The 4,233-nt window shown below is 75.2% G+C and carries 2 protein-coding genes; both read right to left on the bottom strand.

Annotated elements, in window-relative coordinates:
* Positions 1–1,113: beta-ketoacyl synthase N-terminal-like domain-containing protein (locus tag ACGFRF_RS41525; protein ID WP_393749307.1), on the bottom strand; the 1,113-nt coding region annotated here is incomplete at its 3' end.
* A gap of 19 nt (positions 1,114–1,132) precedes the next feature.
* Positions 1,133–4,198: an SDR family NAD(P)-dependent oxidoreductase gene (locus ACGFRF_RS41520; protein ID WP_393749305.1), complete on the bottom strand. Its 3,066-nt coding sequence runs from the start codon at positions 4,196–4,198 to the stop codon at positions 1,133–1,135.
* Positions 4,199–4,233 lie beyond the last annotated feature (35 nt).

Here is a 4,233-nt window from a genome sequence, read left to right as displayed (position 1 = left end):
GGCCTGGGTGTGGCCGATGTTCGACTTGACCGACCCCAGCCACAGCGGCCGGTCGCGGTCGGCGCCGTACGTCGCCAGCAGGGCCTGCGCCTCGACTGGGTCGCCGAGTGTGGTGCCGGTGCCGTGCGCCTCCACCACGTCGATGTCCGAAGGGGACAGTGCCGCGTTGGTCAGCGCCTCGACGATGACCCGGCGCTGCGCCTGGCCGTTGGGCGCGGTGAGGCCGTTGGAGGCGCCGTCCTGGTTGACCGCGGAGCCGCGGATGACGGCGAGCACCGGGTGGCCGTTGCGCTGGGCGTCGGACAGCCGCTCCAGCAGCAGCATGCCGACGCCCTCGGACCAGCCGGTACCGTCGGCGTCGGCGGAGAACGCCTTGCAGCGGCCGTCGGCGGCCAGTCCGCCGAGCCGGTCGAACTCCACGTAGGTGCCGGGGGTGGACATGACGGTCACGCCGCCGGCCAGTGCCAGGGACGTCTCCCCGGAGCGCAGCGACTGCACCGCCAGGTGCAGGGTGACCAGCGAGGACGAGCAGGCGGTGTCGACGGTGACGGCCGGTCCTTCGAATCCGAAGGTGTAGGCGATGCGGCCGGTGGCGATGCTGGCGGCGTTCCCGTTGCCGATGAAGCCTTCGAGCTCCTCGGGCACGCGGTCCATCAGCGTCGCGTAGTCGTGGTACATCACCCCGGCGAACACGCCGGTGCGGCTGCCGCGCGCGGTGAGCGGGTCGATCCCGGCGCGTTCGAACGCTTCCCAGGACGTCTCCAGCAGCAGCCGCTGCTGCGGGTCCATGGCCAGCGCCTCGCGCGGGGAGATGCCGAAGAAGCCGGGGTCGAAGTCACCGGCGTCGGCGACGAACCCGCCGAGCCCGACCGGCAGTCCGGCCAGGTCCCAGCCGCGGTCGGTGGGGAAGGCGGAGATCCCGTCCCGGCCTGCGGCCAACATCTCCCACAGCTGCTCCGGGGTGCTGACCCCGCCGGGGTAGCGGCAGGCCATGCCGACGATCGCGATCGGCTCGCGCTGGGCCTGTTCGATCTCGGCCAGCCTGTGCTGCGCGCTTTGGGCCTCGGCCAGTGCGCGCCGGAGATACTCCCGGAGCTTGTCCTCGTTCGCCACGCGGAATCCTTCCTTGCCCTTAGCCGACGCCGAGGTCGTCGACGAGGTCGAAGAGTTCGTCGTCGGAGGCCGACGACAGGTCGTGCTCCGGCACGGAACCGGTCGCGGCACCGGTCTGCTCCCCGCCGCCGTACTTGGCCAGCAGCGCGGTGAGCCGCATCCGCAGCTTCGCCCGGTCCACGGCGGCGGGTTCGGCGTCGGCCAGTGCCGCTTCGAGCTGGTCGAGCCCGGCGAGCACCGAGGTGCCCCACACGCCGTCCGCGGCGGGCAGGGACTCGTGCAGGTGCGCGGCCAGCGCCGCCGGTGTGGCGTACTCGAACACCACCGCGGCGGGCAACCGGACGCCGGTGGCCTGGGACAGCCGGTTGCGCAGTTCCACCGCGGCCAGCGAGTCGACGCCGAGCTCCGCGAAGGTGCGGTGTTCGCCCACGGCGGCCGGCGAGTCGTAGGCCAGCACCCCGGCCGCTTCGGTACGGACCAGCGCCAGCAGCGCCTTCTCCCGGTCCGGTCCGGACAGCGCGATCAGTGAGGCGGCGGACGCGGCACCGACGGCGGCGGCCGGGGCGGGGGCCTCCCGGACCAGGCCGCGCAGCACCGCCGGGACCTGCCCGCCGGTCCGCAGGGCCGCCCGGTCCAGCCGCATCGGCGCGAGCACCGGTTCGTCGACGGCGCGTGCCAGGTCGAACAGCTCGAGTGCCTCGGCGGTGGCCAGTGGCCGCAGTCCGGCGCGGGCGATGCGGGCCAGGTCGGTCGCGGCCAGCGCGCCGGTGATGCCGCTGGGCCGCTCCCAGAGCCCCCAGGCCAGCGAGGTGGCCGGGAGCCCGGCGGCGTGCCTGCGGCGGGCCAGCGCGTCCAGTGCGGCGTTGGCCGCCGAGTACGCGCTCTGCCCGGCCGCGCCGAGCACCCCGGCGGCGGAGGAGAACAGCACGAAGTCGGTCAGCTCGCGGTCGCGGGTCAGTTCGTCCAGCCACAGCGCGCCGAGCAGCTTCGGCGCCAGCACGGCCCGCAGCCGCTCCTCGGTGAGGCCGGTGACCACACCGTCGTCCACGATCCCGGCGGCGTGCACCACCGCCGTCACCGGATGCTCGGCCAGCAGCGCGGCCACCTGGTCCCGCTCGGCCACGTCACACGCCACGATCCGTGCGGAGGCGCCGAGTGCGGCGAGTTCGGCGGCCAGCTCGGCCGCGCCCGGGGTGTCCGGTCCGCGGCGGCCGGTGAGCACCAGCTCGCGGACCCCGCAGTCGGCGGCCAGGTGCCGGGCCAGGGCCGCCCCCAGCGCGCCCAGGCCACCGGTGATCAGCACCGGGCCGGCCGGGTCCCAGGCGGCGCCGTCCCGGTCGGTGATCGCGGGCAGCGGGACGTGGGACAGCCGCGGCACGAGCACCGCGCCGTCCCGCAGGACCAGTTGCCCACCGGGTACGTTCCACGCCGCGGCGGGGATCTCAGCGCTGTCCGTTCCTTCGAGGTCCGCCAGCAGGAAGCGGTCCGGGTGCTCCTGCTGCACCGAGCGCAGCAGGCCCCAGACCGCGGCGGCGGCCGGGTCGGTGCGCGCGTTCCTGGTGCGCAGCGCCAGCCGGGTGCCGGCGAAGCGGTCCTCGGCCAGCCAGGCGCGCACCGCGTCCACCGCCCGGCCGGCCGCGGCGACCGGGTCGGTCCCGGTCCCGGCCGCCAGCACCACCACCGCGGGCAGGTCCCGGTCCGTCAACTCGGCCAGCTCGGCCAGATCGATGCACGTCAGCACGGTCGGTTCCGGGCCGGTCGGCAGGGTCGCGGGCACCAGGTCCTCGACGTACAGCGAGTCGTGGTGACCGAGCTGTTCGGCCGAGACCGGCCGGACAGCGAGGGATTCGACCACCCCGACCGGGGCGCCCGTGGGGTCGGCCAGTTCGATCCGGGCCGCTTCGGCGGCGACCGGGGAGATCCGCACCCGCAGCGCGGACGCCCCGGTACGGCGCAGCGCGATCCCGTTCCAGGCGAACGGCAGCAAGGTGCGGTCGCCCTTGTCCTCGTACAGGTAGCGCATGGCGTGCAGTGCCGCGTCCAGCAGCGCGGGGTGCAGCCCGTAGCGGCCGGTGTCGGTGAGGTCGGGCAGGGCGATGTCGGCGAAGATCTCGTCGCCGCGCCGCCAGGCCGCGCCCAGTCCCCGGAACGCCGGACCGTACTCCAGCCCGGCGGCGGCGAATGCGGCGTAGGCCGAGTCGACGTCCAGTGCGGTGGCGTCCGGCGGCGGCCAGGCGACCGGCTCGGCCTGCGGCCCGGCGTCCACCGGGCCGAGCACGGCGCGGGCGTAGCAGGTCCATGGGGCGCCGTCCTCGGCCGGGCGGGCGTGCACGGTCACCGGCCGGTCCCCCGCCGCGCCGGACGCACCGACCCGCACCTGCACCTCGACGGCGCCGTGCTCGGGCAGCACCAGCGGCGCCTGCAAGGTCAGCTCGGCCACCCCGTCGGCGCCGGCCTGTGCGGCGGCGTGCAGAGCCAGTTCGGCGAACACGCTGCCGGGCACCACGGTCGCGCCGAGCACGGTGTGCTCCGCCAGCCAGGTCTGGGCTCGGGTGGCCAGCCGGCCGGACAGCAGGAACCCGTCCTCCTCGGCGAGCTGCACGGCCGCGTCCAGCAGCGGGTGGCCGCCCCGGCGCGCCGGTTCGGCGTCGTCCAGCCAGTAGCGGCGGCGCTGGAAGGCGTAGGTGGGCAACTCGACCCGGGCCGCGGCGGGCAGGTACCGCGCCCAGTCGACCGTCCCACCGTGCACCTGGAAGCGGGCCAGACCCGTGGCCAGGGCACGGACCTCCGGCTGGTCGCGGCGGAACAGCGAGACGAACGCCGCCGTGCTCTCCTCGGGCAGGCAGCCCGGCCCGGCGGCGGTCAGCGCGGTGTCCGGGCCTACCTCCAGGAACCTGCTGACGCCCTGTTCGTGCAGGTGAGCCACCGCATCGGCGAAACGGACCGTGTCCCGGACGTTGCGCACCCAGTAGTCGGCGTCCACCGGTGCCGCGTCGATGTCCACGGTGGACACGAAGGGAATGGACGGGGCGCTGAAGGTGACACCCGCGATCGCCTCCCGGAACCGCTCCAAGACCGGCTCCATCAGCGGCGAGTGGAACGCGTGACTCACCCGCAACC

The organism is Streptomyces sp. NPDC048521 (assembly GCF_043199855.1).
Taxonomy (GTDB): Bacteria; Actinomycetota; Actinomycetes; order Streptomycetales; family Streptomycetaceae; genus Streptomyces.
Note: the sequence above shows the minus strand (reverse complement) of the source record. Positions and strands in the feature narration are given on the sequence as shown.

Coding starts and splice junctions, on each gene's coding strand:
- ACGFRF_RS41520 (WP_393749305.1), bottom strand. CDS start 4,198: ATGGAGCCGGTCTTGGAGCGGTTCCGGGAGGCGATCGCGGGTGTCACC.